Genomic DNA, 25,873 nt, shown 5'->3' with positions numbered 1-25,873 from the left:
TCGGGTGCCGGTACCGTAGAAACTCCACCGGGGTGGAGGTTCAAGTGACGGTCGGCCGGCAGACGCGCCGCTCGCCGATCGGCGAGCTTTCCGAGGCGACGGGCGTGCCGGTGCGCACGATCCGGTTCTATTGCGACACCGGACTTCTCGCGTTCGAGCGCACGGGCGGCGGGCATCGCACCTTCGACGCCGCGGTCGCGGTGGATCGCCTGCTGCTGATTCGGCGGCTGCGGGCACTGGGGCTGGGGTTGGCCGCCATCACCGAGGTGCTCGGCGGTGAGCGATCGATCGGCGAGGTGGTGGAGGCCGAGCGGGCCGCGCTCGATATCGAAGTCGAGGCCCTCGCGTGGCGGCGCGCCGCGCTGCTGGCGGTGCGGGACTCGGATCCGGACGACCGCGCAGCCCGTCTGGAACTGCTCGCGGGCGTCGCCGACCGCACGGTCGCGCAGGACACCCTGGTGCTGTTCTGGCACGGTGCGCTGAGCGCCCTGCCGCCGGAGCTGCTCGACGCGTTCGTCACCATGAATGTGCCGATGCTGCCCGGCGAGCCGAGCCCGGGGCAGCTCGTGGGCTTCGCCGAACTTGTTGCGGCGGTGACCGATCCGGCGGTCCGGCTACTGCTGAAGCAGCAGCTGTGGCGGCGTGATCCCTTCCGTGTCCGGGATCGGCGCGGTCTGCTGATCGGCGTCGCGGAGGCGTGTCTGGAGGTGGGCTCGAGACTCGCCGAGGGTGTTCCGCCCCGCCCGGGCGCCGAACTGGATCGCTTCGTGGACGCGCACGCGCGGGCCCGCGGGGAGCGGGACACCCCGGAGTTGCGGCGGCAGTTGCACATCGGCGGGTCGGGCGCGCGGGTCGATCGCTACTGGAGTGTGACCGGCGAGTTGCTCGGCGATCCGATCACCTCGGCGACCGCGCTGTGCTGGCTGGACGAGGCCCTGGCCCTGTCGTTGCCGGGCGCGGTCGATCGGATCGTGCCCGCGTAGCTCTCGGCGATCTTCGCGATGTTCCGTCAGTCCGCTGATCAGGGTGGCGGTCTCGACCTGATCGAGCCCGGCAGGCTGATCGGCCGGTTCGCGGATCTCGTCGATGATTCGGGGCGCGGACTCATCCGACGCCGCGGCGACCTATCGCGGTGTCAGCCACGGCCCTTTCGGTGGACGGCGTGCCGGGTCGTAGCCGTCGTGCGGGTGCGCCCCGCTCCTGACAAGATAGCCGAATGGTTGCTTCGATCTTGGCCGTGACGGTCACCATTGTCGTGTGGGCGCTGCTCGCCGCGAAGCTGGACGCGTGGCGCGTCAGCCCCGCGGTGGTGGTCGTGGCCGCCGGGGCGCTGGTGGGGCTGAGCACCCGCGACAGCATCGGTACCGCGCTCAATACCGATGTGGCGCTGCATACCGCGGAGATCGTGCTCGCGGTGCTGTTGTTCGTGGACGCTGTCGAGGTGCGCGGCGGGCTGCTGGGGCGCAATCCGGGTGCGGCGCTGCGGTTGTTGTTCATCGCCATGCCGTTGAGCCTGGCGGCAGCCGTCGGGCTCGGATGGTTGGTGCTGCCGCAGTTCGGCTGGGCGACATGGCTGGTCGTCGCCTGCGTGGTGGTGCCCATCGACTTCGCGCCGGCCACGGCGATTCTGCGGGACAGCCGCCTGCCGACGCGGGTGCGCGACATCCTGAACGTGGAGAGCGGATACAACGACGGAATCGTCTCGCCCATCATCATTTTCGCGCTCATCGTGGCCGGTGACGTCACCCAGCAGCAGTCGCCCGCCGGGGCGCTGGGCACCGCGCTGCCCGCAGCGCTCGAGGCGATCGCGGTCGGTGTGCTGGTCGGCGCGGTGCTGGCGGGGCTGAGTAATCGGTCCGACAGCGCGAATCTCATGAGTTCGCAGGCCAAACGGATGATTCTGGTCGCGGCGCCGCTGCTGACCTACGCGCTCTCCACCCAGATCGGCGGCAACGGGTTCGTGGCCGCGTTCGTCTGCGGGCTGGCCATGCACCGCTTCCGCAAGCGCGAACAGCACCTGCGTGAACTCGAGCTCATCGACGACGTCGGCTTCCTGCTCACCATCGTGATGTGGTTCGCGTTCGGCGCGGTCGCGGTGTACATCCTGGGCGAGGTGGGGGATTGGCGGCTGTGGCTGTTCAGCGCGGCCGTGCTGACGGTGATCCGGATCGTGCCGGTGCTGTTGTCGCTCATCGGTTCCCGGCTCACGTGGATCGAGAGTCTGCTCATCGGCGGGCTGGGTCCGCGCGGCACGACCTCGATCGTGTTCGCGCTGCTGGCGTTCAATCAGCTGCGCGACGAGGACGACGCGAATCTCGCGCTGACGGTCATGGTGCTGACCGTGTCGGGCAGCGTGGTGCTGCACGGTCTGGGGTCATCGTTGACCGCGCGCACGTATGCGCGGCGCAGGCCGCACCGCAACCGGCGGGTTCGCGCGGCGGTCGAGGGTGGTAGTGGCCCGGCCTCCCTACCGCCGTCGAGCTGACGCAGACTGCTTGCCATGATGCGATATCGACTTTTCGGCAGGACCGGGTTGCGGGTGTCCGAGCTGGTCCTGGGCACGATGGCGCTGCGCGAGGAGGCCGAAACGCGCCGGGTGCTGGAGGTTTTCGCCGAGGCGGGCGGGAACTTCATCGACACCGCCTCGGCCTACGGCACGAGCGAGGAGGTGCTCGGCGCGACCATCGAAGGTCGTGACCGGTTCGTCCTGGGCAGCAAGTACACGCTGACCCGCGACGCCGCCGACCCCAATGCGGGCGGCAACCATCGCAAGAACCTGGTGGCCTCGCTCGAACAGAGTCTGCGCCGGCTGCGGACGGACTATCTCGACGTGTACTGGGTGCACGTCTGGGATAGGCGCACGCCCATCCAGGAGACCCTGCGGGCGCTGGACGACATGGTCCGCGCGGGCAAGGTCCTGCACATCGGCATCTCCGACGCGCCCGCCTGGGTTGTGGCCCAGGCCAATACGCTCGCCGATCTGCGCGGCTGGACCGAGTTCGCGGGTCTGCAGGTTCCCTACAACCTGCTGCAGCGCGACATCGAGCGCGAGTTGCTGCCCATGGCGGAGGCGTTCGGGCTCTCGGTCACCGCCTGGGCTCCGCTGGCGCAGGGAAAGCTGACCGGTGTCGCCGGAAATCGCTCGAATCCCGCTGAACTGACCGGCCACGAGCGGGCCACCGCGGACGCCGTGACCCGGGTCGCCGCCGAATTGGGCGTGCTCCCGGCGCATGTCGCCATAGCCTGGACCCGGCACCACTCGCGCGCGGTGCTGCCCATCATCGGGGTGAGCAACGCGGCCCAGCTGGAGACGAATCTCGCGGCGACGGCCCTGACGCTGCCCGCGGACGCCGTTGCGACCCTGGAGGCGGCGTCCGCCTTCACCCTCGGCTTCCCCGGCGATTTCATCGCGGCCTGTGATACTTCCGCCCACGCCTACGGAGAGGCCGTGGACCGCACCGACACTCGATGAGCGGTCACCCCGCGGTCGACCGTCGCCGGCCGATTGTGAGGGTCGCTCCCCAATGCCGGACCAGGGTTCCGTCGGCGCGCTTCGCCAGCAACCGCCGAACCTCGCCGTAGAGGTGATCGCGTTTGTCGGCCGGCATCGCGATGTGATTCGAAAAGGTGTTCAGCAGTGCGAGGTACGTGTCCGCGGTATAGGTCACGGACCACAGGTACGGGCGCACGAGGGTGACATCGAACAGCCCGGATTCCGCCATCTCCGCCGCGGTGGAGTCGGCCTGGTGCAGCGGGGGAGGCCAGGGCAGATCCGGCTCCCCGATATCGAGGTAGACCCGCTGGATCTCGGTGAAGAACGGATCGAAGTCCGGCGGGAAGGCGTGCCCCGCGGACCAGACGGCGAGATGCCCACCGGCTCCGAGCAGGTCGGCCGCGCGCCGGTATCGCACGGCGGGGTCGATCCACTTCCACGCGGTGGCGCAATAGACCAGATCGAATGCGCTTCGATCACCGGGATCCCACTGCTCGAACGGCGCGGTGATCACTTCGAGAGCCGGAAACTCGGCCAGCCGGTCCCGGGCCACCTCCGCCAGCGCCGGCCCCAGCTCGACCGCGGTGATCGTGTACCCCCGCCGAGCCATCGGGACGGTCGCGATACCCGGTCCGCACCCGATCTCCAACAGCCTTGCCGCAGTATCCAACTCGGTCGCCGCGATCAGGTCGTCGAACAGCCGCTCCGGATATTCCGGCCTGGCCGATCGATACAGCGCCGCCGCGGTGTCGAAGGTATCGCGCAGTTCTCGTCCGCTCCCCATGTCCTCATTCTCGTGGACCGGCGGGTGGGGCGAAGAAGGCGGTCAGGCGGTCGAGGAGCCAGGCGGGCTGTTCCTCCGGGATGAAGTGCCCGCAGTCGGGGACGAGTTCGAGGGTCATGTCGTCGGCGTAGTCGCGGTACGAGGGTGGAACGGCTTCGCTGAGCGGGTCGTTCGCGCCGTTCAGGTGCAGGGTGGGGACGCGCAGGCGGAGCAGCCGGTAGTGGCGGGCGAACTCGGGGATCTCGCGGCGAATGACGTTGCGGTTGAACGCGATCGTGGCGGTCCGGGCGGCGGGACCGCGCATGGGGCGCAGGTAGATCTCGGTTTCCCGCGGCGTGAAGTGGCCTTCGTGTCGCCAGGCGCGCAGGCAGCGCGCGGTGAGGCCGCGGTAGAGCGGGGTGGAATTGCCCAGGGCCGCAAGGACGTAGATGTGCCAGGGCCGGTAGAGGACGGGTGCGGAGATGCCGTCGAGACACCAGGGATGGATCCCCGCCATGGCGACGAACCGCTCGAATCGTTCCGGCCAGTTCAGGCATGCCCGGTAGCCGGTCGCGAGCCCCCAGTCACGTCCGACGAGCCGTGCGCGCGGAATGTCCAGGGCGTCCATCAGATCCACGACGTCGCGGGCGAGCCGTTCGAAGCTGTACCCCGTCCCGTCTCCCTCGGACCAGCCGAGCCCGCGCACGTCCGGGCAGATCACCCGATAGCGCTGCGCGAGTGGCCCGATGAGGTGCCGCCATTCCCACCAGTGCTGCGGCCAGCCGTGCAGGAGGATCAGCGGGTCACCCGATCCGGCTTCCGCGTAGTGGATGCGCAGTCCGTCGATCATCGCGTAGCGGTGGCGCACGCCGGCGAGGGAGCTGTCCGTAATCGATTCGAGCACAGTGGATTCGGCGAGTTCGACGTGCACGGTATCTCCTCGGTTGGAACGTATGCCGCCGACCGTAGCATATGATTCTGGAGTATGAGCTACCTGTTTTGTGAGTAGATGAGACGTGAAGCTAGAGTCGACTCATGACGCGGCGTTCCTACAGCCAGTACTGCGGCCTGTCCCGCAGCCTCGATCTCGTCGGTGAGCGCTGGACGCTGCTCGTCGTGCGCGAGCTGATGTCCGGTCCGAAGCGCTACACCGACCTGGGCGCGGCACTGCCGGGCATCGGCACCACCCTGCTCGCGACCCGCGTCAAACAACTCGAACAGGACGGCATCGTCACCCATCGCCAACTGCCCCCGCCCGCGGCCTCGCAGGTCTACGAACTCACCGACGTCGGCCACGAACTCGCGCGGGCCCTTGTGCCGCTGGCGATGTGGGGCATGCGTCACCAGCTCGAGCACACCCGCGAACCCGGCGAGACCTACCGCGCGGAATGGACCCTGGTCTTTCTGGCCGACCTCATAGATCCGTCGTCCATAACCGGCAAGTACGCCACCTACCAGTTCCACATCGAGGACTCCACCGCCCGCCTGGAGCTACGCGACGGCCACGCGACGGTCACCCCCGGTACCCCCGAACCTCCCGCCGACGCCACCCTGACCACCACCCTGGCCACGATCATCGACCTGACCCGCGGTGATCTCGACATCGCGGCGGCGGTCGCGTGCGAACGAATCACCGTGGAGGGCAACGCGAGTGCTATCAATCTGCTTGTGCAGGCACTGACCCCGCTGACGCCCGGCTAGCTCTCGGTGACCACCGTCATTCCCGCCACCTCGGAGACCCGGTCCGGGCTACCGGGTCCGCGCACCGCTATGCCGTACAGACCGGTCGGCGCCCCCTGCTCGAAACGCACCTCGGCACCGGGCAGCGCGACCGTTGCGCCGTCGACCGGACAGTCGACGAGGGCGCCGAGCAGGCGGGCCTCGGACTCGGGGTCGGCGCTGCGGACCAGCAGGGCCGACAGGTCGGGACCGCTGCCGGCGGTTACACCCTGGGCCGCACGGTATTCGGCGCGCATGCGGGCCAGCTCGGCGCGGGGCGGGTCGTAGGTGATGAAGAAGGGGAAGTGGGCGGGAGCGTCGCGGACGAAGACCTCGACGAAGCCTACGTTCCGCTCCTCGAAACGCACCTCGACCTCGTCGACCTCGCGGCCGGCCGCGCGCAGGCGCGCGGCGACGGCGCGGGCGTCGGGTACGTCGACGGCGAAGGTCAGCAAACCCGGACCGGGCAGGGCCTGTACCGCCGGACGCAGGATTTCCAGGGCTTGCGCGTATTTCGAACTCGCCACCGCGTCCCAGTCGTCCACCGTGGCCAGCTCGACGTAGCGTTCGTCGTCTACGGTCCAGCCGGCGTTGCGGAACCCGGGCATGGTGAGGGACGCGTGCGTAGGCAGGCCGAGGGCGTCGTAGGACGCCATGGCGGCGTCGATGTCATCGACCCAGTGGATCAGATGGTCGAAAGCGGCAACGTATTCGGACAAGGGACCTCCCACATCGGCAGCTGGTTAGGTGAGCCTAACTCGTGATCGCGGGAAAGTGTTCCGCTCCGTCGCCGGCGGGGGATGTGGATCATGAGCTGCCGGAATCGAAACTGCCGGTGTACTTTTCGCAGCCGTCGCCGGTGTAGGACAGTTGCTGGGGCGCGGGCGATCTCGGCGGAGCGGGAAGTTCAGCGATCGAGCTGATGCCCTTGCACCGGCGCATCGTCGGGATGTGCGTTCCCTCGCTCATCGAGCGCCCCCACGTGCGAGGCCTCGAGACCCCGGGCAGCGGCGGCCCGACACGCCGTCGGCACTCCGCGTCGACGTGCGGGATTCCCGGACCTCCGACCAACTGGACTAATCGGTCATATCATGAAGCTATGCCCACCAATCGGGTCGAGGGGCGTACCGCGGTGTTTGCCGACTGGGCTTGGCAAGCGCTGATCATCAGTGGGATCTGCACCATGGCCGCGGGGGCGGCACTTGCGGTGTGGCCCAACAAGTCCGAAGTCGCCATGGGCGTGCTGGCCGCGTTGATCCTGCTCGGATCCGCGGCCGCGCAATTCATCGTGGCGTTCGGCGCGCAGCTCCCGACCGCGCTCAAGGTGCTCGAGGGGCTCAGCGGCACGGCGGCGCTGCTGCTGGCCATCTGGTGTTTCGACAGCGGGCAGTGGGTGCTGTTGCTGGCCTTGTGGATCGGCATGGGCTGGATGATCCGGGGTGTCGTGCTGGCGATCGTGGCGGCGTGGTCGAACGAATACGTCGGGTCGGGCGTGCAGGAGGCCGTGGGTCTGGCGACCGCGGCGGCGGGCATGTTCATCGCGGTCGGGCCGTTCCGGTCCGACACCTCGTTCGCGGTGACGGTGGGCCTGCTGACCGTTCTGGTCGGCGCCAGCGAGTTGGTGGCGGCCGCGCGCGTGGAGCGCGACGCGGTCCAGCCGGTCTCCAACTGACACTCGGCCGAGGCCCGTCGGGCTCCAATTCCCTGATTGCCGACTGTTTGCCGGTACGGTTTCGGCTATTCGTGTGCTCGAATGGCCGATCGTGTGGCGGGTGACGTCGCCGGTCATCGTGGAAGGCGGGTCAGATGGCGCGGAACAGCGGCGGTTATGCGCTGGACGGCGAACTAACCGAGGCTCTCATCAAGTCCAGGAGATTCTTCACGCGCACCGAGATGTCACCGGACCTGCGCAGCGAGTACCTGCGCGGCGGGCGCGAGGCCGACGACTTCTATCGCGACCGCTGGTCGCACGACAAGGTGGTGCGCTCGACGCACGGCGTCAACTGCACCGGCTCCTGCTCGTGGAAGGTTTTCGTCAAGGACGGCATCATCACCTGGGAAACCCAGGCCACCGATTACCCCTCGACGGGACCGGACCGCCCCGAGTACGAACCCCGCGGCTGCCCGCGCGGCGCGGCCTTCTCCTGGTACACCTACTCACCGACCCGGGTGCGCTACCCCTATATCCGGGGCGTGTTGCTGGAAATGTACCGAGAAGCCAAGAAGCGGTTCGGTGACCCCGTACTCGCCTGGCAGTCGATCGTCTCGGACCCCGAACTCTCGCGCCGCTACAAGAGCGTGCGCGGGCGCGGCGGGCTGGTCCGCGCGAGCTGGGACGAGGCCGTCGAACTGATCGCCGCGGCGCACGTGCACACGGTGAAGCAGTACGGGCCCGACCGCATCGCCGGCTTCTCCCCGATTCCGGCCATGTCCATGACCTCGTTCGCCGCCGGCTCACGCTTCATGTCGCTCATCGGCGGGGCCATGCTCTCGTTCTACGACTTCTACGCCGATCTCCCCGTGGCCTCGCCGCAGGTTTTCGGCGATCAGACCGACGTACCCGAGTCCGGAGACTGGTGGGACGCGGGCTATCTCATCATGTGGGGCTCGAACGTCCCGGTGACTCGCACCCCGGACGCGCACTGGATGGCCGAGGCGCGCTATCGCGGGCAGAAGGTCATCTCCATCGCCCCGGACTACGCCGACAGCGTCAAGTTCGCCGATGAGTGGGTGGCCCCGCATCCGGGTACCGACGGCGCGCTGGCCTTCGCCATGGGTCATGTGCTGTTGCGGGAGTTCTTCATCGAGCAGCAGGTCGAGTACTTCCAGCAGTACGTGCGCCGCTACACCGATCTGCCGTTCCTGATCCGGATCGAGCGCACCGCCGACGGCTACCGCCCCGGCAAGTTCCTCACCGCGGCCGATCTGCCGGAATTCGCGGGCGAGGCCAACTCCGCGTTCAAGACCATCTTCTTGGACGGCGCGGGAAATCCCGTGCTGCCCAACGGTTCCCTGGGCTTCCGCTACGGCGAGGAAGGCGCCGGGAAGTGGAATCTGCAACTCGAGGACGTCGAGCCGCTGCTGAGCATGGACGGTCAGGATTCGGTGCCGATCTCGTTGCCGCGCTTCGACACCGGTGACGGCTCGGCCGCCGAGATCGCCCGCGGTGTGCCGGTGCGCACCGTCGGCGGCCACCTGGTGACCACGGTCTTCGACCTCATGCTGGCCCAGTACGGCGTCCACCGCCCGGGTCTGCCGGGCGAGTGGCCGACCGGTTACGACGACGCCGCCCAGCCCGGCACCCCCGCCTGGCAGGAGGCGATCACCGGCGTGAAGGCCGAGGTGGCCGCCCGGATCGGGCGCGAATTCGCCACCAACGCAGCGGAATCGCGCGGCCGGTCGATGATCATCCTCGGCGCCGGCACCAACCACTGGTTCCACTCGGACACCATCTACCGCACGTTCCTGGCGCTGACCACTCTCACCGGGTGCCAGGGCGTGAACGGCGGCGGCTGGGCGCATTACGTCGGGCAGGAGAAGTGCCGCCCGGTCACCGGCTGGGCGCAGGTCGCCAACGCGCTGGACTGGACCCGCCCGCCGCGCCAGATGATCCAGACCGCGTACTGGTACCTGCACACCGATCAGTTTCGCTACGACCCGTTCAGCGCCGACGCCCTCACGACCACGACGGGTGCGGGCAAATTCACCGGCAAGTCCACCGCGGATCTGCTCGCCCAGACCGCGCGTATGGGCTGGATGCCCTCGTTCCCTACCTTCGACCGCAATCCGCTGGATCTGGTGGACGAGGCCGAAGCGGCCGGGGTCGAGCCCGCCGATCACATTGTGGCGCAGCTGAAATCGGGGGAGCTCGGCTTCGCGTGCGAGGATCCGGACGATCCGAAGAACTTCCCGCGCGTGCTCACCATCTGGCGGTCGAACCTGCTGGGCTCCTCCGCCAAGGGCAACGAGTACTTCCTCAAGCATCTGCTCGGCGCGGATTCCTCACTGCGCGCCGAGGAAGCACCCCTGGGGTCACGGCCCACGGAGGTGCGCTGGCGCGACGAAGCGCCGACCGGGAAGCTGGATCTGCTGCTGACCCTGGATTTCCGCATGACCAGCACGACCATGTTCTCGGACGTGGTGCTGCCGGCGGCGACCTGGTACGAGAAGCATGATCTGTCCTCCACGGACATGCATCCGTTCGTGCACTCGTTCAGCCCGGCCATCGCCCCGCCGTGGCAGACCCGCACGGACTGGGACGCGTTCATGACCATCGGCGCGGAGTTCTCCAAGCAGGCGCGCAGGCACCTGGGCGTGCGCAAGGACCTGGTCGCGACCCCGCTGCTGCACGACACCCCGGATCAGATGGCCAATCCGCACGGTGTGGTCCGGGACTGGAAAGCCGGTGAGTGCGAACCGATTCCGGGCGTCACCATGCCGCGCCTGACGGTGGTGGAACGCGACTACACCGCGGTGCACGCGAAGATGCGCGCGATCGGCCCGCTGCTGGACAAGCTCGGCGCGACCACCAAGGGCATCACCTACCGGGTCGAGCGCGAGATCGATTACCTGGGCAGGCACAACGGCATCGTGCACGGCGGACCGGCCGACGGGCGGCCCTCGCTCGCCCGCGACATCGACGCCTGCGAGGCGATTCTCGCGCTCTCGGGCACCACCAACGGACACCTGGCCACCCAGGGATTCCGCACCCTGGAACAGCGCACCGGCACCGCGCTGGCGGATCTGGCCGCCGAGCACGAAGGCAAGCAGGTCACCTTCGCCGATACCCAGCGCGCGCCGGTCCCGGTCATCACCTCCCCGGAGTGGTCGGGGTCGGAGAGCGGCGGGCGGCGGTACTCGCCGTTCACGCTGAACGTGGAGCGGCACAAGCCCTGGCACACGCTCACCGGCCGCCAGCACTTCTATCTCGACCACGATTGGATGCAGGAGGTCGGCGAGGGACTGCCGGTCTACCGGCCGCCGCTGAACATGACCGCGCTGTTCGCCGAACCGCCGCTGGGCTCCCACGGTGAGCAGGGTTTGACGCTGCGCTATCTGACCCCGCACTCCAAGTGGTCGATTCACTCGGAGTATCAGGACAACCTGTTCATGTTGAGCCTGTCGCGCGGTGGTCCGACCATCTGGATGTCGAACCTGGACGCCGCCAAACTCTCCATCGCGGACAACGAGTGGATCGAGGCGGTCAATCGCAACGGCGTGGTCGTGGCCCGCGCGGTGGTGTCGCATCGCATGCCCGAGGGCACGGTGTACATGCATCACGCGCAGGATCGGCTCATCGACGTGCCGCTGGCCGAGACCTCCGGAAAGCGCGGCGGCATTCACAATTCGCTGACCCGCCTGCTGATCAAGCCGACCCATCTCATCGGCGGCTACGCCCAGCTCTCGTTCGCGTTCAACTATCTCGGCCCGACCGGTAATCAGCGCGACGAAGTGACGGTCATCCGCCGTCGCAGCCAGGAGGTTCGCTACCGATGAAGCCCATGGCCCAGATGGCAATGGTGATGAATCTCGACAAGTGCATCGGCTGCCACACCTGTTCGGTCACCTGCAAGCAGACCTGGACCAATCGCGCGGGCGTGGAGTACGTGTGGTTCAACAACGTGGAAACCCGTCCGGGACAGGGGTATCCGCGCACGTACGAGGATCAGGACAAGTGGCGCGGGGGCTGGGCCCTGGATCACAAGGGCCGGTTGAAGCTGCGCGGCGGCGGGCGAATGCACAAGCTGTTCACCATCTTCGACAATCCGATCCTGCCCGAGCTGGCCGATTACTACGAGCCGTGGACCTACGACTACGAGACGCTCACGACCGCGCCGGTGCAGCAGAACACCCCGGTGGCGCGGCCCAAGTCGCTGATCAGCGGCAAGGACACGAAGATCACCTGGTCGGCCAACTGGGACGACAATCTCGGTGGCGCACCCGAACTCGCGCAATCGGACCCGATCCTGAAGAAGGTCGGGGACAGGGTGAAGTTCGAGTTCGATCAGACCTTCATGTTCTATCTGCCGCGCATCTGCGAGCACTGCCTGAACCCGGCGTGCGCGGCCTCGTGCCCGTCGGGCGCGATCTACAAGCGCGAGGAGGACGGCATCGTCCTGGTCGATCAGGATCGGTGCCGGGGCTGGCGCATGTGCGTCTCGGGCTGCCCGTACAAGAAGGTGTTCTTCAATCACCGCACGGGCAAGGCCGAGAAGTGCACGTTCTGTTTCCCGCGGCTCGAGGTCGGGTTGCCGACGGTGTGCGCCGAAACCTGTGTCGGGCGACTGCGATACATCGGCGTCATGCTGTACGACGCCGACACGGTCGCGCAGGTCGCGGCCACCCCGGACGAGAAGGATCTGTACGCGGCCCAGCGGGACGCGTTCCTGGATCCGTTCGATCCGCAGGTGATCGCGGCCTGCGAACGGGCGGGAATGCCGCGCGACTGGGTGCAGGCGGCGCAGGACTCGCCGGTCTACGCCCTGATCCGCAAGTACCGGGTCGCGCTGCCGCTGCATCCGGAATACCGCACCGTGCCGATGGTCTGGTACATCCCGCCGCTGTCGCCGGTGGTGGACGCGCTGCGCGATACCGGACACGACGCCGAGGATCACGGCAACCTCTTCGCCGCCATCGAGGCGCTGCGGATTCCGGTCGAGTACCTGGCCGAGCTGTTCACCGCGGGTGATCCGGAGCCGGTGAACGATGTGCTGCGCAAGCTCGCCGCCATGCGCAGCTATATGCGCGACATCAATCTCGGACGGGAGTCCCGGCCGGAGATCGCCACCCGGGTCGGGCTGACCGAGCAGGAGATGTACGACATGTACCGGCTGCTCGCTATCGCCAAATATGAAGAGCGGTACGTCATTCCGTCCGCGCATGCCGAGCAGGCCCACGGGCTCGAGGAGCTGGCCACCGATTGCTCGCTGGACTACGACGGCGGGCCGGGGATGATCACCTCCGGGCCGTTCGGCGAGAGTTCGGGAAGCCCGACGCCGATCGCGGTGGAGAACTTCCGGATGCTGCAGGATCGGCAGACCGCGGACTCGTACGCGGGTGTGGAGGGCAGCGGCCGGGTGAACCTGCTCAACTGGGACGGTCGCGGGACGCCGGAGGGGCTCATGCCCGAGACCGACGGCGGGAGGCATCGCCGGTGAAGCTGTCCGAATCCGTGCGGGCCGGCGCGTTCCAGGTGCAATCGCTGCTGCTCGCGTATCCGGATGAGAGCGTGCGGGATTCGCTGCCGATGCTGCGCCGGGCGGCGGCGACGCTGCCCGCGCCGATCGGTGCGCCGTTGCGTCCGCTGCTGAATCATCTGGAGAACACCGATCCGGTCGAGCTGGCCATCGAGTTCGTGGACACCTTCGACCATCGCAAGCGCTTCAGCCCGTACCTGACCTGGTTTCTGTACGGGGACACGCGTAAGCGCGGGATGGCGCTGCTGCGGTTCAAGCAGCTCTATCGCGCGTCGGGACTGCTGCTCGAGGACGGGGAGCTCTCCGATCACCTGGCGGTGGTGCTGGAGTTCGCGTCGGCGCATCCGGCGCCCGGGCAGGAGTTGCTCGAAGAGCACAGGGCCGGAATCGAAGTCATGCGCCGGGCGTTGCGTGAGGCCGACTCGCCGTGGGCCGGGGCGCTCGATTCGGTGTCGGCCACGCTGTCGCCGTTGCGCGGCGACGAGCAGGCCGCCGTGGATCGGCTGATCGCGGCCGGGCCGCCCGGCGAGGACGTCGGATTGGAGCCCTTCGCACCACCCACCTACATGCCGCAAGTGATCGGAGGCCGTCGATGACACTGAGTGCGAAGGACGTGCTGCTGTGGGTGGGCGTGCCGTACGCCGCCCTGGGCATCTGCGTCGTGGGGCTCATCTGGCGCTACCGCTACGACAAGTTCGGGTGGACGACCAGGTCCTCGCAGATCTACGAGAACCGGCTGCTGCGCCTGGGCAGTCCGCTGTTCCACTACGGCATCGTGTTCGTGTTCCTGGGCCACGTGATCGGCCTGGTGATTCCGGAGTCCTGGACCGAGAAGGTCGGGATCAGCGAGCACACCTATCATTTGGCGTCCTACAGCCTGGGCGTCGTGGCCGGCGTCGCGACCGTGGCCGGGCTGCTGATCCTGATCTACCGCCGCCGCACGGTCGGCCCGGTGTTCTCGGCCACGACCCGCAACGACAAGGTCATGTACGTGCTCCTGGGCCTGACCCTGGCCCTCGGCCTGGGCGCGACCCTCTACGGCAATCTGACCGGCAATCCTCACAACTACCGCGCGGACGTCTCCCCGTGGTTCCGCTCGATCTTCTACTTCAACCCCGAGCCCGAACTGATGGTGAACGCCCCCTTGGGCTTCCAGCTCCACGCCCTGTCGGCCTGCGCCCTGTTCGCGTTCTGGCCCTTCAGCCGCCTGGTCCACGTCTTCTCGGCCCCCGTCGGCTACCTGACCCGCCCCTACATCGTCTACCGCAGCCGCGACAAGGCCACGATAGGCACCCACAAGACCCGCCCGGGCTGGGAACGCGTGCAGTAATCTCGCCCGCCGCACTCCCACCGAACCGGCCCCCGGAATCATCCGGGGGCCGGTTTTTCTCGGGTAGCCGTCGCCAGGCCTTCGGGGCGGACAGCAGCAGGAGGGCGGGCCCGATGGGTTACGGCTGGGCCGGCCGGACTTCGCCTGCCTTGCGGTACTTTCCGTGTCCGCCTTCGCCGATGACCCATGTCACCGGCATGCCAGGCGTGATGAGTTGTTCGTCGCCCCGGTATTCCCAGAGGGTGAACGTCAGGTCGCCGGAGTGGCAGGCGATGAGGCCGTCGTAGCTGTCGGGCAGCCACCATCGGACCACGCCGTCGAGGCTCGGATCAGGATCCTTCGCGGCCTTGACCTGCCCGTACGGTATCAGGCCGCCCGGCCCCTGCCATCCGTCCCGGGTGGGAAGCAACGGCTGGTCCCCACCCGCGGGGTCGGCAGGCCAGATCTTTCCGCTGCGGGCCAGGATATCGTCGTGAAGGGACCAGGCAAGTTCGCACGCCACACCGCTCGGGGTGTGCGCGATAGGGGTAGAGCCAATCATGACTTCCAAAGCCGGGACGGTGAGTTCGATCCACCAAGCCGGTGGGAAAGGTTGTCTGAGTAGGCGTTCGGGGATCGTTTCGCCGATGTGTACCTCGAAACCCAGAGCTGACCGGATGTCACTCGCCAGCAGGTCGGCGCCGCGCCGCGATATCTCCTGATCCATGTAGCCATCCTGCCCGAATAGGGGATGCTGCAACGGTTCACGGGAACACGGTGAAACATTCGGTGCGCGACAGACGTTTGTTGCTCGTACGGCTTCCCGACAGCTCGAAGCAGAGGTCACATGCGCTCGCTCGATCAGGCCGAGATCGGTGCGCTGCTGGCGCTCGATACCGTCGCGCATCTGGCGACGATCGACGAGGAAGGGTATCCGCACGTCACGCCCGTGTGGTTTCTGTGGGTGCGGGGGACTTTCCATGTGACCAGCTTCGGTGACCGGCCGCATGTGCGCCGGATCGCCGCCAACCCCCGGGTCGGGATGGTCATCGACGTCGAGGGGGAGCTGCGCGCGGACGGGCAGCGGCCGAACAAGCAGGTTCGGGTGACCGGAGAGGCGGTGGTGTCCGTTGACTCGAATGGGTTGTGGACCAGACGTATTCGAGACAAGTACATCGGCGCGGGGTGGGAGACGCGGATGGCCGGCTCGGATTCGAGGTCCGAGCGGGTGATGGTGGCGATCACCCCGCGACGGATCAATGCCGTTGCGAGCGTGTAGGCGTGGGTGTTCCGTAACCGCCTTGTTCGGCGGGGTGGCTGGATAGTGTTGTGGCCCATGGAGTCTGATCGGAGCGAGTACATCGCGGGGCTGCCGCGCAAGCGGATGGGGGCGGGGGCGGTGTTCGTCGACTCCGAGGACCGGGTGCTGCTTGTCGAGCCCACGTACAAGGACCATTGGGAGTTGCCGGGTGGGGTTGTCGAGGCCGGCGAATCGCCGTTGGCGGCGGTGGTTCGGGAGGTGGGGGAAGAGCTGGGGCTGGTGGTTTCGATGGGGCGGTTGCTGGTGGTGGATTGGGTTCCGCCGGGACGGTATCCCAGTGACGGGGTGATGTTTCTGTACGACGGCGGGGTGCTGGACCCGGAGCAGAGCGCGGCGATCGTGTTGCAGGAGGCCGAGTTGCGCAGCTGGGCCTGGTGCGACGCGGACGAGGCGGTGGAGCGGTTGCCGGCGTTGCTGGCCCGGCGGGTGGTCGCCGCGCGGGCGGCTCGGCACTCGGGGCGCACGGACTACCTCGAAAATGGTTTTGCCACATTGAGATAGGGCGGGCTTTGCCTTAGCGGATAGCCTGGCGCGCGGCAGCGCTGCCGCGCTACCCGGCCAGCGCCGCCGCGAGATGCAGATTGTCGACGCTCCGCAACTCTCGTTCGCCGGGGATCCGCAGACCGGACTTTCGGCAGATGTCCACCAGGCGGAAATGGACTCCCCAGGTCAGCAGTGGCGGCTCGGTGAGCAGGGGTAGCAGCGGTTCTATGCGGTCGCCGAGCAGCGAGATCGCCTCGTCGCGGATGCCTTCACGAAGGTCGTTGCGCGCCAGCGTGATCAGGCACTCGTCGAGTTCGCCCGGTGCGGTGTGGGCGGCGCAGGTGGCCAGGGCCTCGTAACCGGCGGTGCCCGCGACCGCGCCGCTTTCCACCAGGTTCCAGGTGAACGTGGCGATCTCCCGGGAAGGGGGCACGTTTCGCAGGTGGTAGACGGCCGACTTGCGAACTATCAGGTTCGGATCGTGGGCCAATTCGAGCAGGCGGTCGGCCTCGTGCCAGTCCGACAGCGGACCACAGCTCAACGTCCGCACCTGCGGATCCGGGTGGGCGGCAAGGAAGGCGGCCAGTGCCGGGCGATCGGAGGCCGGCATCGCGCTCCAATCGCGGTCGAACAGCATCGCGATTCGCGACGCCCACGAACCATCGGGATCGGAGAACGCGGTGATGATTTCCGACGCCGGCGGTGCAGCCGGTTTGACCGGGGACGGCCCCGGAGACCACGGTTCCGGCTCGGTGACATCGCCCGTCCCCAGCAGGTCGGCGATCGGCGCCATCCAATCCGCGAGCCGCACCCGTTCGGGCTCGAAGTCGCCGAGCAGGTAGAGCTCGGCGTCCCGGGCCATCTCCGCCCGCTCACCGGTTCCCTGCGCTATGTCGTGCAGCAGCCGCAGCGTCGCACGGCCGGGGTAGTAACGGAGTGTGTCCAGCGCCGCGCACGCGACGGCCTCGTCCGCGTCGGCGGCCGCGCGATGCAAACCGGGTTCGGCCGCAACGGGTTCGTCCCAGCACAACGAGTCAGCAGCGGTTCGCCGCACGACAGGATCGGCATGTTCCAGCGCAGCGATCTTGTACACCTGCCAGCGTGGCTCCTCGAAACCGAACTGGAGTCCGACCAGCGCATCCCGATACAGCGGATGCTGCGGGTCGCGGGCCACGGGTTCGATCAGATCCGTCTCGGCGCGCGTGGCCTCGCGCAGCACGAACGCGCGCACGAGGTCGTCCCCGACTGCCCACCATTCGCGCAACTCGGCGCTGCCCGGCACCGACGCCGCGTCCGAGAGCACCCCGAAGGCAGCCTCCCGCACGACGTCCGGCTGTCCGAGTTCCCGCCCGATCGCGACCAGCGCCGGAACCGCGCGGGGATCACCGACCCGCGCGAGCGTCTGGACGAGGTCGCTCGAAACAGCCCCCGCGGCACCCGATTCGGTCAGCTCCCGAATCAACTCGAAGGTCGCGGACCGATCCTGCTCCTGAGCGATCCGATCCAGCTCTTCCTCGGAGTGCATCAGCACATACTGTCCGACCGGTGGCAGCGAAGCCAGCGAGAATCGCCCTGCTCCGGACGGTAGTGGGGCGGTCGAGTCCAGATTTTCGTGCACTATCCGATGCCCACCGGCAGGATTCGCGCGGACCGACCCCGATAGTGCACGAAAATTCGCACGGGACCGCCCGGATCAGCCGACTCGAACCGGGTAACGAATCAAAGTCTTCAACTTCTCCGGGGCGACCCGACCCGGCGCCGACAGGTAGATCTCATGATGCCTGCCCCTGATCGTGCGCCCCTGCGCGGCAAGGAATTCCATCAGGCGATCCCGAGTGGGCGGCTCGGTGGCATAGGGGCCGACGTGCAGGATCTGGCCGCACTCGCCCTCGTCGAAGAGCTCCCAGCGCACCTCATCGATGGGCAATTCGGGCTTCTTCCCGCGCACACCGGCGAATGCTTCGTCCACGACGTCCACCGCCCGCGCGGGCTGCTGCAACATCATGGTCCAGGTCCAATCGGACCTGTCCGCGGTCGGTCCGCCGTCCCACTGCCCGGACAGCGGTGGCACCGAGTAGATCACCGTCCCCGCGGATTTCAGCAGGCCGCGGATCCCGTAGGCGACCGAGTACAGGGCGCTGACCGCGGCCGCGTACTCCGCGCCGTCCGGATCACCCTTCCCGTCGATCATCAGGTAGGGCAGCTCCGGCACGGTGAGCAGCACCGGCTCCGGCCGTGCGGCGTACAGCTCCCGGTACTGCTTCTTGAAGTCCAGTGTGTCCATGAGGGGGAGTATCGACTCTCCCGCGGCGGGAGAGTCAACGCCGCGTCGTACGACCGATACGGTGGCCCCATGACCGATGTGCAGACCGCCGTCACGCACCCGGAACTGGGCGTGTTCGAGCGCGCCCGGACCGAGCTCACCGACGGGCAAGTGCTCGAACACGATTGGTACGAGGGCCGGGCGCTGATCGCGAACGAGGAACTGGAGCTGATGCTCGAGACCTCCGACCCCGACTCGGCCCGCGCACTGCTGCCGGTGATAGCCACCGCGGTCGGCGCGCTCCCCACGCTGAGCCGTATCGCCTCCGACGCCGTGGTCGGAAGGTTCGGGGATCAGCCGCCCACACCCGAAGAACTCGAGGAAGCGGCGACCGACCTGCGCGTGGTCACCGTCGCGGCGCGCATGGACGGCACCGTCGTGCTGCATTTCGAGGACACCTGCGGTGAGCACTTCCTGGAGGGCTACTGGCCCGCGGTGGCGCTGGACTCCGCGTTCGAGGTACTGGACATCACCGTCGAAGCCTGACTCCGGACCAGGTGTGGCTGGAACACGATGCCGATGGGGGCCGCAGTTCGAGATGCGCGGGATGCTACGGAATGCCGAGGTCGGCCCGGGCGGCCTCGAGGAACTTCTCGTCCCCGTTCGTTTTTTCGGGGGAGTCGTTCAGCCCATCGATCAGTAGTCGGACTTCGGCATCCGACAGTTGGCGGTCCATCGCCTGGGCCAGCGAAAACAGCTTGCTCGAGCATTTCATCAGCTCACCTACGACGGTGAGATACGCATCATGGGTGGGCTCGGGGAAGAGAAGCAGCGCTTCGCCGTTCACCTGGATCACGGCGTCTGCCAGTGCGTCGTATTCGTCTCGGGCTGCCTGCGCCATGGCTGGAGTCAGTCGCCCATCTCGAAACGCGAGCACCAGCCGGGTGTCGATTCCTTGGAACCCCTTGTACGCCGCGTCGAGCTTGTTGATGACCTGTACGTACAGCTTCTTGCGTTCGTCACGTATCCACTGAGAGGTCTGGCCATCGACCTGGGCCTCCGCTGCCGATATCGTTCCCGCGACCTGGTCTTGGGCCGCCACGATTGTCGCTGTCGAACCCACCCCGGCGCCGAGCAATGCCGCCACCGCCGCGATCACACCAACCATGTACGTGGCCCGCCTCTCGGCACGGCGCTGGTCCGCCGGCGGGGCCGGCTCGGGCGCGGGAGGGGCGGGAGCGGGTGCAGGGGGTTCCGGAGCGGGCAGCGGCTCACTCTCGCCAGGCGAGCCCCCCGGTGGCGCGTTCATGAGGCCACGGTAGGCGAAAGGTGTTGCCGCTGCACTCCGTCCGGAGCACATCAGTCCGCCGGACGGACACGGGGCAGCGTGAGTTCGTCACCGCATGCGCTCGAGCGGCACTTTGCGGCGGTCGAACATGCAGCAGTTCGACTGCGGCACTAGGTATTCGGTGTCCGCCGGGACGATACCGAGTACTACGCGCGGCAGGGACATGGCGATCAACAGCCGGTCGAGTTGGCCGATCATAATGTCGTTGTCGCCGACCGTGGTGCGCAACGCCTGCTCGGCGATCACGAAGTGGAACCGGTGGCTCCTCACTACAGGACGCGTTGCGATGGCGTCGATCCGGGAGAACCGGGAAAGCCGCTGCACAGCAGCATTGTTCGGCCGAGATGACAGGTGGTTGATGTGAACGCGGTCGCGGTTCCCGGTGTCGCGCTGGGTGTGCTGTGCGTCGCCATGGTGGGCGCGGCGGCCGTCGTGTACCGCGTCGCCGGGCTGGGGCCGATGGCCGTCGCGCCGCGAGCAGCCGGGCGAGCCGTCGTGCAACTGGGCGCGGTCGCATTGATTCTCGCGGCGGCTCTCGCTCAGCTGTGGTCGGCCGCGCTGGTGCTGCTGGTCATGTTCGGGGCGGCGGTGGTCACGACGGCCCGGCGTGTGGGAGCGGGACGCTCGGGGGGATGGCTGACGGTGAGTCTCGGCGCGGGGGCGGTGGCCACCCTGCCGGCGATGCTGCTCAGCGGGGTGGTTCCGCTGACCGGGGTCGCGGTGGTTCCGATCGGGGGAATCATTCTGGGCGGCACCATGACCGCCACATCCCTGGCGGGGCGGCGTGCCTTGGACGCGCTGTCCGAGCGGATCGGCGAAGTGGAGGCGGCGCTGAGCCTCGGATTCGCCGGCCGGGAAGCACGCCTCGAGGTCATCCGGCGCACGGCCGCCGACGCGCTGTTGCCCGGGGTGGATCAGACCCGCACCGTCGGATTGGTCACGCTCCCCGGCGCTTTCGTGGGCGTGCTGGTGGCGAGCGGCTCGGCGACCCAGGCCGCGGCCGTGCAGCTGCTGGTGCTGATCGGACTGGTGCTGGCGCAATCGTGTGCCGTCGCGGTCACGGTCGAACTCGTTGCCCGCGAGCGCGTTCGCCGGGACTCCGGTCCGGCCGGGACCGCGCACGGTTGAGGAGACCGAACCGCGGCAATTCCCAAGTGAGCGCTTGTTCATCAATTGTTGGCTCGCGGAACAGCATCCGGCCGTACGCGGCTCGCCCATCGGTCATGTGCCGTGGTCAAGGTGATGCGATTTTGTTCAGCAGGATGTGAGGTTTCGATGAGCAGTTCCACACTCGGGCGTATCCGGTGGGCGGCGGCGATCGCCGGCGCCGTGGTGGCAGTGACGAGCGCGGTGAGCTGGGTCGTGCCCGGCGAGGCCGCGGCGGCCGCGTGCAACACCGTGTCCAGCGGATCGGGTGGCCTGGCCGGCGGCGGCGCCTACGGGTGCGCCAAGGCGGGGGAGTTGCTGGACGTGCGGATCGGCGACGTGCTGCCGACGCAGCCGTCGCTGGGCTACGACGAGGTCTACTACAAGCTGGGCCGGTACACGCTCGGCAAGGACGAGATCAACAAGAAGTTCGACGACTGGTGTGAGGCGAACGGCCAGGGCGTGGCGGCATCCGCCACACCCGGTGCGAAGCTGAGCGATCCGTCCTCGTTCGCGTGCACGATCGCGGTCGGCAAGGAAACCGCCGACTCCATCGCGCCCATGAAGACCGTCGTGATCGGCCCCGGCGGGCAGGCGTACCTGACCGACGGCCACCACACCCTGACCTCCTTCCTGGAGACCCCGGACGGCGGTGCGAACAGCCATGTGCGACTGCGGGTTCTGGACAACCTGAGCAACCTGTCGACCCAGGATTTCTGGGATCGCATGAAGGCCAACGGCTGGGTCTGGCTGCAGGACGTGGCCGGCAAGCCGATCCAGGTCGGTCAGCTGCCCCGCACCCTGGGCCTGGCCAACTTCGCCGATGACAAGTACCGCAGCCTCATGTACTTCGGCCGCGACATCGGTTACGAGGCCGGCACCATCCCGTTCCAGGAGTTCTACTGGGGCGCGTGGATGCGCGACAGCAACGTCGTGGGCGACTGGAACCGCAACGATCCCGCCGCCTACCTCGCCGCGGTCAAGACCGTGACCGAGAAGCAGGTGGCCCTGGGTGCGGGCACCGTTGTCGCCGCGGGGAAGACCGCCGGTGAACTGGGCGCGCTCGCCGCGTGGAACGACGGAAAGGCCGCCACCAAGGGCGAGTTCGCGAAGCTCTCGGTGCCGTACTCCGAGGCCAAGCCCGGCAAGATCGCCTACGCGATCGAGTACCGCCTCCGCAACAAGCGCTGACGGGAAGCCGTCGGTTCCCGGTCCGGCACGCGTTCACGTGCCGGACCTCCGGCCCGCGCCTTATCCGCGCGCGACGCGCACTGTCAATACCGCTCAGGTCGTTTCCCGGGTGGGTGCTGTGGCCGATGTGCGCTGACGTTGCCGCTCGTTAGCGTGACGCCCATGGCTGATGAGGAGAGGGCGGCGGGCGGGCGGCGGATCGCGGAGATCGACGTGCTGCGGGGGTTCGCGCTGTTCGGGATCCTGGTCACCAACGCGCTGGTGGGGACGATGCTCATGTCGTTCACCGGAACCGCGGACAACCCGGCGCCGATGTTCGACGGCGGTGTCGATCGGGTCGTCTACGCGGTGATGTACGGGCTGTTCCTGGGGAAGTTCTACCTGCTGTTCGCGTTCCTGTTCGGGTACTCGTTCACCCTGCAGATCGCGGCGGCGGAGCGGGCAGGCGCGCGGCCGGTGCCGAGACTGCTGCGGCGCAGCGGCGCGCTGTTCCTGATCGGGCTCGCGCACGTACTGTTCCTGTGGATCGGGGACATCCTCACGCTGTACGCGATCCTCTGCGTGATCCTGGTGCTGCTGCGCAAGATTCGCCCCCGGACGGCACTGATCACCGGCGTCACGCTGTACCTGCTCTATGTCGCGCTGTCGTTCTTCACCGGTGGCGGCGGGGTCGCCGGGCTGGGTGAACTGCTCGATCTGCCGCGCATGCACACCGGATACACCGGCGATTTCGGCGAAACGCTGCGCATCCAACTGGAGACGGCCCCGATCTTCATGCTCTTCACCTGGCTCGGCCAGGGCGTCCCGAGCCTGGCGATGTTCCTGCTCGGCCTCGCGGCGGGCAAACGCCGCCTCTTCGAGGATCGGGAACTCCTGACCCGCTGGACCCCCATCGCCCTGAAGGTGGGTTTTGCCGTGGGACTACCGGTTTCGCTGATCACGACGGCGTTCTGGTCGATCGAGGGGCGCACCCCCGACGTACTCCACGGCCTCCAGGAACTCGCGAACCCGTTCATGACCCTCGGCTACGTGGCGGCCGTGGTCTGGCTGACCCGCTGGCGCTGGGCGTCCCCGATCACCGACCTGGCACCCGCCGGAAAAATGGCCGCCACCAACTACATAACCCAGTCCCTGATCTTCGCCCTGATCTACACCGGCTACGGCCTGTCCCTGGCCGACCGCCTCCCACCCTGGGCGGTCCTGGCGGTCGCCCTGCTGACCTACGTCCTCCAGCTCCGGGCAAGCACCCGCTGGCTCCGCACCCACCCCTACGGCCCCGTCGAATGGCTCCTGCGCGCAGCCACCTACCGAACCCTCCCACCCTGGCGCAGGCAACCCGTGCGCGTATCCGAACCGGCCTGATCGGGACCGCCGAACACACCCACGCAATTCGGCGCGGGCGACCGATGAGTTTCGGCGCGGGCGACCGATGAGTTTCGGGGCGGGGCAGCGTCTGAAGAGGTGACCTTATCGCTTGTTCGCAGGGAGAGATCATGACCTCGTCGATCGCCGCCACCACCGCAAACCTGACAGTTCCGGACGGGAGTCTGTACTACGAAGTCCGGGGGAGCGGGCCGTTGGTCGCCTTCGTCGGCGCGCCCATGGACGCGGGGCCGTTTCAGGGTGTGGCCGAACTCCTGGCGGACGAGTACACCGTGTTGACGCTGGATCCGCGAGGGCACGGGCGAAGCGTGCTCAACGACCCGGACAGCGACTCCACGCCCGAACTGCGGGCCGACGATCTCGCGCGGCTCATCGCGGCCGTCGGTGCGGGGCCGGCGGCAGTGTTCGGGTCCAGCGGCGGCGCGGTCACGTGTCTCGCTCTGGCCCAAACACATTCGGAGCTCGTGCACACCGTCATCGCGCACGAGCCGCCCCTGCGGGAGCTGCTGGCGGACCGGGAGAGCTACCGGGCGCAGACCGACGAGATGATCGCCGCGCACCGTGCCGGTGACGCCGAGGGTGCGTGGCGCAAGTTCTTCGCCATGACGGGGATGGAGATCCCCGAGCCGATGCTCACCCAGATGCTGGCACAGATGACCGGCCCGGACCGTTCGGCCGCCGAGATCGCCTCGGACGACTTCTTCTACGAGCACGAACTGCACCCCACCTCCGGCTGGCAGCCCGACCTCGAGGCGCTGAAGACCGCGCCGGCGCGGATCGTCATCGGAATCGGCGACGCCTCGGCGGGGCAGTTCTGTGACAAGACCTCACGCGCGCTGGGCGCGGGGATGGGTATCGAACCGATCCTGTTCCCCGGCGGTCACGGCGGCTTCACCGAGGACGTCGAAGCCTTCGCCAAGCGGGTGCGGGAAGTACTGCGGGAGAACTGATCTCACCGGAGGGCCGGGGCGCGGCGGATGTGCGTCCGCCGCCCCGAGCCGGGTTCAGGGATGACCGGCCCGCGGCGCCGGAGCGGGCGCGGTGAGAATCTGCCCGGTCCGGCGATCGGGCGACATCCCTTCGGACCCAGCCCATTCCGCGACCATCACGTACAGGGTGCTCGACTGCGGACCACCCAGCATGCAGGCGAAGGCCGCCCGGTCCAGCGGCACCTCGGCCAGAATCTGCCCGCCCTCGCGCACCCGGACACACCGCGTCATGGCCGCACACCAGATCGCGCCCTCGGCATCGATGCAGATGCCGTCGGGGTGACCGTCCACCTCGGCCCAGACCCGGCGATTGGACAGCCCGCCGTCCGGCTCGATGTCGAAAGCGGTCAGGCACTGCGCGTAGGACTCGGACACGATGAGCGTGCCGCCGTCCGGCGTGATCACCATGCCGTTCGGAAACCGCAGATCACCGGCCACCTGCCGCGCACTGCCGTCCGGCGCGACGACCGCGATGATCCCCGGCTGCGGCTCCGCTCCGCCCATCATGTCGAACCCGATGGAGTTCACGTACGCGTTCCCGTTGTCCGCGACCACGATCTCGTTCCACGGATGCGGCGACAGCGTGCTGAGGTCCGCCACCGTGTGCAGCCGCGTGCTGAATTCGCGCCGCAGCAGCTTGCGCCCGTCCCCGTTCGACAGGATCAGCATGCGCCCGTCGGGCAGCCAGTCGAAACAGAAAGGCAGACCGGACATTTCGAGCTGCACGAAGTGCCTGCCCTGGTAGTCGACGGTGAGCACCTGCCCCGCCAGCCAATCCGAGAGCCACAACCTGCCGTCGTGCCATCGAGGTGACTCGCCCAGCGCGAGCCCCTCCATCAGTACCGTGGGGGTTATCGAGGAGCTTGTGGTCATGCTTCACCTCCGGATCGGTATCGTCCAAAAGTGCAGACGGCCTCGAGCTCGAACTTTCATCGGTCCTATCCCAGCGGCGGTAGGACCCAGCGGGCGTAGGTGTTCTCCGGGCTGACGGTGATCACATCGGCCAACTGCACTATATCGTCGGGTACCGCCCCGTCGAAGTGCTCGAGGCTGGGGGTGATGATCGCGTCGGCCTCGAGGTCCGACACCGCCGCTGTCAAGCCCGGTTCCGAACGCTCTGCGCGCGGATCCAAGATCATGGTCTGGCACAGGTCGTAACCCAGGCGCCGGGCCACATGCTGGATCTGCGCCCGATGCCACTGTAGTTGAACTCCCGACACGTCCCGCCGGAGAAATCCGATCGCTGCCGGATGTGCTCGCATTTGTCCG

The 25,873-nt window shown here is 67.9% G+C and carries 26 protein-coding genes; 16 read left to right on the top strand and 10 right to left on the bottom strand.

Annotated features, from left to right (window positions below):
- The first annotated feature begins 32 nt into the window (after positions 1–32).
- From ACFVBH_RS00650 to ACFVBH_RS00640, 3 genes are all read left to right on the top strand, one after another.
- Positions 33–983 (top strand): MerR family transcriptional regulator, encoded by a 951-nt coding sequence (locus tag ACFVBH_RS00650; RefSeq protein ID WP_378998497.1) that lies wholly within the window; start codon positions 33–35, stop codon positions 981–983.
- A 233-nt stretch (positions 984–1,216) separates the two neighbouring features.
- On the top strand, positions 1,217–2,485 hold the full coding sequence (locus ACFVBH_RS00645) for a cation:proton antiporter (protein WP_354986716.1): 1,269 nt from the start codon (positions 1,217–1,219) through the stop codon (positions 2,483–2,485).
- Positions 2,486–2,500: 15 nt separating this feature from the next.
- Positions 2,501–3,472: an aldo/keto reductase gene (locus tag ACFVBH_RS00640; RefSeq protein WP_378998494.1), complete on the top strand. Its 972-nt coding sequence runs from the start codon at positions 2,501–2,503 to the stop codon at positions 3,470–3,472.
- A 4-nt stretch (positions 3,473–3,476) separates the two neighbouring features.
- Here ACFVBH_RS00640 and ACFVBH_RS00635 read toward each other — a convergent pair whose 3' ends face one another.
- Together ACFVBH_RS00635 and ACFVBH_RS00630 are read right to left on the bottom strand one after the other, a co-directional pair.
- Positions 3,477–4,277: a class I SAM-dependent methyltransferase gene (locus ACFVBH_RS00635; RefSeq protein ID WP_378998492.1), complete on the bottom strand. Its 801-nt coding sequence runs from the start codon at positions 4,275–4,277 to the stop codon at positions 3,477–3,479.
- Between the two features lie 4 nt (positions 4,278–4,281).
- On the bottom strand, positions 4,282–5,187 hold the full coding sequence (locus ACFVBH_RS00630; protein ID WP_378998490.1) for an alpha/beta fold hydrolase: 906 nt from the start codon (positions 5,185–5,187) through the stop codon (positions 4,282–4,284).
- 104 nt (positions 5,188–5,291) lie between these two features.
- Here ACFVBH_RS00630 and ACFVBH_RS00625 point away from each other — a divergent pair, with 104 nt between their 5' ends.
- Positions 5,292–5,957: a winged helix-turn-helix transcriptional regulator gene (locus ACFVBH_RS00625; RefSeq protein WP_378998488.1), complete on the top strand. Its 666-nt coding sequence runs from the start codon at positions 5,292–5,294 to the stop codon at positions 5,955–5,957.
- On the opposite strand, the gene ACFVBH_RS00620 is transcribed toward ACFVBH_RS00625, so the two are convergent.
- Entirely contained in the window at positions 5,954–6,694 is a 741-nt protein-coding gene (locus ACFVBH_RS00620) for a VOC family protein (RefSeq protein WP_378998486.1), read from the bottom strand. The two genes, ACFVBH_RS00625 and ACFVBH_RS00620, sit on opposite strands and share 4 nt — an antisense overlap.
- A gap of 380 nt (positions 6,695–7,074) precedes the next feature.
- On the opposite strand from ACFVBH_RS00620, the gene ACFVBH_RS00615 reads away from it, so the two are divergent.
- The 5 genes from ACFVBH_RS00615 to narI all read left to right on the top strand — a co-directional run bounded on the left by ACFVBH_RS00615 (position 7,075) and on the right by narI (position 14,501).
- Positions 7,075–7,647, top strand: a complete 573-nt coding sequence (locus ACFVBH_RS00615) for a DUF308 domain-containing protein (RefSeq protein ID WP_354986723.1) — start codon at positions 7,075–7,077, stop codon at positions 7,645–7,647.
- A gap of 134 nt (positions 7,648–7,781) precedes the next feature.
- Positions 7,782–11,471 carry a nitrate reductase subunit alpha gene (locus ACFVBH_RS00610; protein WP_378998483.1) on the top strand — a complete coding sequence of 1,230 codons (3,690 nt, stop codon included), beginning with the start codon at positions 7,782–7,784 and terminating at the stop codon, positions 11,469–11,471.
- Positions 11,468–13,132, top strand: a complete 1,665-nt coding sequence (gene narH, locus ACFVBH_RS00605) for a nitrate reductase subunit beta (protein WP_354986725.1) — start codon at positions 11,468–11,470, stop codon at positions 13,130–13,132. The genes ACFVBH_RS00610 and narH overlap by 4 nt, the downstream gene beginning before the upstream one ends.
- The gene (gene narJ, locus ACFVBH_RS00600) at positions 13,129–13,767 is read left to right on the top strand and encodes a nitrate reductase molybdenum cofactor assembly chaperone (protein WP_378998480.1); all 639 of its coding nucleotides are present in this window, start codon (positions 13,129–13,131) and stop codon (positions 13,765–13,767) included. Before narH ends, narJ begins: the two co-directional genes overlap by 4 nt.
- 2 nt (positions 13,768–13,769) lie before the next feature.
- On the top strand, positions 13,770–14,501 hold the full coding sequence (narI, locus tag ACFVBH_RS00595) for a respiratory nitrate reductase subunit gamma (protein ID WP_354986760.1): 732 nt from the start codon (positions 13,770–13,772) through the stop codon (positions 14,499–14,501).
- Between the two features lie 118 nt (positions 14,502–14,619).
- Here the strand turns inward: narI and ACFVBH_RS00590 are convergent, their stop codons facing one another.
- Positions 14,620–15,207: a hypothetical protein gene (locus ACFVBH_RS00590; RefSeq protein ID WP_378998478.1), complete on the bottom strand. Its 588-nt coding sequence runs from the start codon at positions 15,205–15,207 to the stop codon at positions 14,620–14,622.
- A 120-nt stretch (positions 15,208–15,327) separates the two neighbouring features.
- On the opposite strand from ACFVBH_RS00590, the gene ACFVBH_RS00585 reads away from it, so the two are divergent.
- Positions 15,328–15,759, top strand: a complete 432-nt coding sequence (locus ACFVBH_RS00585) for a pyridoxamine 5'-phosphate oxidase family protein (protein ID WP_378998476.1) — start codon at positions 15,328–15,330, stop codon at positions 15,757–15,759.
- A gap of 57 nt (positions 15,760–15,816) precedes the next feature.
- Positions 15,817–16,302, top strand: a complete 486-nt coding sequence (locus ACFVBH_RS00580; protein WP_378998474.1) for an NUDIX domain-containing protein — start codon at positions 15,817–15,819, stop codon at positions 16,300–16,302.
- Positions 16,303–16,351: 49 nt separating this feature from the next.
- On the opposite strand, the gene ACFVBH_RS00575 is transcribed toward ACFVBH_RS00580, so the two are convergent.
- Together ACFVBH_RS00575 and ACFVBH_RS00570 are read right to left on the bottom strand one after the other, a co-directional pair.
- Entirely contained in the window at positions 16,352–17,809 is a 1,458-nt protein-coding gene (locus tag ACFVBH_RS00575) for a hypothetical protein (protein ID WP_378998472.1), read from the bottom strand.
- Positions 17,810–17,977: 168 nt separating this feature from the next.
- Complete coding sequence (locus tag ACFVBH_RS00570; RefSeq protein WP_378998470.1) at positions 17,978–18,568, bottom strand: GyrI-like domain-containing protein; 591 nt, start codon at positions 18,566–18,568, stop codon at positions 17,978–17,980.
- Positions 18,569–18,637: 69 nt separating this feature from the next.
- On the opposite strand from ACFVBH_RS00570, the gene ACFVBH_RS00565 reads away from it, so the two are divergent.
- On the top strand, positions 18,638–19,093 hold the full coding sequence (locus tag ACFVBH_RS00565) for a hypothetical protein (protein ID WP_378998468.1): 456 nt from the start codon (positions 18,638–18,640) through the stop codon (positions 19,091–19,093).
- A 64-nt stretch (positions 19,094–19,157) separates the two neighbouring features.
- On the opposite strand, the gene ACFVBH_RS00560 is transcribed toward ACFVBH_RS00565, so the two are convergent.
- Complete coding sequence (locus ACFVBH_RS00560) at positions 19,158–19,715, bottom strand: hypothetical protein (protein ID WP_378998466.1); 558 nt, start codon at positions 19,713–19,715, stop codon at positions 19,158–19,160.
- Positions 19,716–19,943: 228 nt separating this feature from the next.
- The gene (locus tag ACFVBH_RS00555; RefSeq protein WP_378998464.1) at positions 19,944–20,219 is read right to left on the bottom strand and encodes a Scr1 family TA system antitoxin-like transcriptional regulator; all 276 of its coding nucleotides are present in this window, start codon (positions 20,217–20,219) and stop codon (positions 19,944–19,946) included.
- 87 nt (positions 20,220–20,306) lie between these two features.
- On the opposite strand from ACFVBH_RS00555, the gene ACFVBH_RS00550 reads away from it, so the two are divergent.
- The 4 genes from ACFVBH_RS00550 to ACFVBH_RS00535 all read left to right on the top strand — a co-directional run bounded on the left by ACFVBH_RS00550 (position 20,307) and on the right by ACFVBH_RS00535 (position 24,565).
- On the top strand, positions 20,307–21,023 hold the full coding sequence (locus tag ACFVBH_RS00550; protein WP_379001545.1) for an ABC transporter permease: 717 nt from the start codon (positions 20,307–20,309) through the stop codon (positions 21,021–21,023).
- A gap of 147 nt (positions 21,024–21,170) precedes the next feature.
- The gene (locus tag ACFVBH_RS00545) at positions 21,171–22,232 is read left to right on the top strand and encodes a ParB/Srx family N-terminal domain-containing protein (RefSeq protein ID WP_378998462.1); all 1,062 of its coding nucleotides are present in this window, start codon (positions 21,171–21,173) and stop codon (positions 22,230–22,232) included.
- A 162-nt stretch (positions 22,233–22,394) separates the two neighbouring features.
- Positions 22,395–23,594 carry a DUF418 domain-containing protein gene (locus ACFVBH_RS00540; RefSeq protein ID WP_378998460.1) on the top strand — a complete coding sequence of 400 codons (1,200 nt, stop codon included), beginning with the start codon at positions 22,395–22,397 and terminating at the stop codon, positions 23,592–23,594.
- 131 nt (positions 23,595–23,725) lie between these two features.
- Positions 23,726–24,565: an alpha/beta fold hydrolase gene (locus ACFVBH_RS00535; protein WP_378998458.1), complete on the top strand. Its 840-nt coding sequence runs from the start codon at positions 23,726–23,728 to the stop codon at positions 24,563–24,565.
- 54 nt (positions 24,566–24,619) lie between these two features.
- On the opposite strand, the gene ACFVBH_RS00530 is transcribed toward ACFVBH_RS00535, so the two are convergent.
- On the bottom strand, positions 24,620–25,477 hold the full coding sequence (locus tag ACFVBH_RS00530) for an SMP-30/gluconolactonase/LRE family protein (RefSeq protein ID WP_354986737.1): 858 nt from the start codon (positions 25,475–25,477) through the stop codon (positions 24,620–24,622).
- A gap of 65 nt (positions 25,478–25,542) precedes the next feature.
- The gene (locus ACFVBH_RS00525; RefSeq protein WP_354986738.1) at positions 25,543–25,866 is read right to left on the bottom strand and encodes a hypothetical protein; all 324 of its coding nucleotides are present in this window, start codon (positions 25,864–25,866) and stop codon (positions 25,543–25,545) included.
- Positions 25,867–25,873 lie beyond the last annotated feature (7 nt).

The sequence above is a fragment of the Nocardia sp. NPDC057668 genome (assembly GCF_042799795.1).
Lineage (GTDB): Bacteria > Actinomycetota > Actinomycetes > Mycobacteriales > Mycobacteriaceae > Nocardia.
The sequence above is the reverse complement of the archived record's forward strand: the minus strand, read 5'-3'. Positions and strand labels throughout refer to the sequence as shown.

Excerpts from the sequence above, each read along its gene's own strand:
- ACFVBH_RS00535 (WP_378998458.1), top strand. The coding sequence starts at position 23,726 with ATGACCTCGTCGATCGCCGCCACCACCGCAAACCTGACAGTTCCGGAC.
- ACFVBH_RS00625 (WP_378998488.1), top strand. The coding sequence starts at position 5,292 with ATGACGCGGCGTTCCTACAGCCAGTACTGCGGCCTGTCCCGCAGCCTC.
- ACFVBH_RS00635 (WP_378998492.1), bottom strand. The coding sequence starts at position 4,277 with ATGGGGAGCGGACGAGAACTGCGCGATACCTTCGACACCGCGGCGGCG.
- ACFVBH_RS00615 (WP_354986723.1), top strand. The coding sequence starts at position 7,075 with ATGCCCACCAATCGGGTCGAGGGGCGTACCGCGGTGTTTGCCGACTGG.
- ACFVBH_RS00545 (WP_378998462.1), top strand. The coding sequence starts at position 21,171 with ATGAGCAGTTCCACACTCGGGCGTATCCGGTGGGCGGCGGCGATCGCC.
- ACFVBH_RS00590 (WP_378998478.1), bottom strand. The coding sequence starts at position 15,207 with ATGGATCAGGAGATATCGCGGCGCGGCGCCGACCTGCTGGCGAGTGAC.
- ACFVBH_RS00540 (WP_378998460.1), top strand. The coding sequence starts at position 22,395 with ATGGCTGATGAGGAGAGGGCGGCGGGCGGGCGGCGGATCGCGGAGATC.
- ACFVBH_RS00550 (WP_379001545.1), top strand. The coding sequence starts at position 20,307 with ATGGTGGGCGCGGCGGCCGTCGTGTACCGCGTCGCCGGGCTGGGGCCG.
- ACFVBH_RS00610 (WP_378998483.1), top strand. The coding sequence starts at position 7,782 with ATGGCGCGGAACAGCGGCGGTTATGCGCTGGACGGCGAACTAACCGAG.
- ACFVBH_RS00580 (WP_378998474.1), top strand. The coding sequence starts at position 15,817 with ATGGAGTCTGATCGGAGCGAGTACATCGCGGGGCTGCCGCGCAAGCGG.
- ACFVBH_RS00640 (WP_378998494.1), top strand. The coding sequence starts at position 2,501 with ATGATGCGATATCGACTTTTCGGCAGGACCGGGTTGCGGGTGTCCGAG.
- ACFVBH_RS00645 (WP_354986716.1), top strand. The coding sequence starts at position 1,217 with ATGGTTGCTTCGATCTTGGCCGTGACGGTCACCATTGTCGTGTGGGCG.
- ACFVBH_RS00560 (WP_378998466.1), bottom strand. The coding sequence starts at position 19,715 with ATGGTTGGTGTGATCGCGGCGGTGGCGGCATTGCTCGGCGCCGGGGTG.
- ACFVBH_RS00565 (WP_378998468.1), top strand. The coding sequence starts at position 18,638 with ATGACCGATGTGCAGACCGCCGTCACGCACCCGGAACTGGGCGTGTTC.
- ACFVBH_RS00525 (WP_354986738.1), bottom strand. The coding sequence starts at position 25,866 with ATGCGAGCACATCCGGCAGCGATCGGATTTCTCCGGCGGGACGTGTCG.
- ACFVBH_RS00530 (WP_354986737.1), bottom strand. The coding sequence starts at position 25,477 with ATGACCACAAGCTCCTCGATAACCCCCACGGTACTGATGGAGGGGCTC.
- ACFVBH_RS00585 (WP_378998476.1), top strand. The coding sequence starts at position 15,328 with ATGCGCTCGCTCGATCAGGCCGAGATCGGTGCGCTGCTGGCGCTCGAT.
- ACFVBH_RS00570 (WP_378998470.1), bottom strand. The coding sequence starts at position 18,568 with ATGGACACACTGGACTTCAAGAAGCAGTACCGGGAGCTGTACGCCGCA.
- narH (WP_354986725.1), top strand. The coding sequence starts at position 11,468 with ATGAAGCCCATGGCCCAGATGGCAATGGTGATGAATCTCGACAAGTGC.
- ACFVBH_RS00575 (WP_378998472.1), bottom strand. The coding sequence starts at position 17,809 with ATGCACTCCGAGGAAGAGCTGGATCGGATCGCTCAGGAGCAGGATCGG.